The sequence below is a fragment of the Nocardioides sp. CPCC 206348 genome (assembly GCF_048654705.1).
Taxonomy (GTDB): Bacteria; Actinomycetota; Actinomycetes; order Propionibacteriales; family Nocardioidaceae; genus Nocardioides.
In genome coordinates, this window is the sequence record NZ_JBMCZA010000077.1 from 595 (window position 1) to 876 (window position 282).

1 protein-coding gene is annotated in these 282 nt (G+C 72.3%); it reads right to left on the reverse strand.

Features of this window, described 5'->3' with window-relative positions:
• A partial coding sequence (locus tag ACOADB_RS03560) for a hypothetical protein (RefSeq protein WP_378596557.1) occupies positions 1-282 on the reverse strand: 282 nt, incomplete at both ends.

Sequence of the window (282 nt, forward strand, 5' to 3'; positions counted from 1 at the left end):
CAGGGTCGCCCAGTCGGCGTACACCGCACGCCAGTCGTGGAAGACGACCTTGCCCAGGCCCTGGGTCGGCCCCTGGTTCCACAGGTACTCGTCGTCCGCGGTGTCACGACGACGCGGCGGCAGGCCCGGCGACGTGGCGGCAAGCCGGGCACCGAGGGGCTTGGCGGCACGGATCGCGGCCCGCGTGACCTTGAACGCCGGCGCGAAGGCAGCGTCGGGAACCTTGCCGGCCTTGCCGCGAACTGCGAGGAGGGCAAGGCTCGGGTCGGTCGGGCTGAAGAT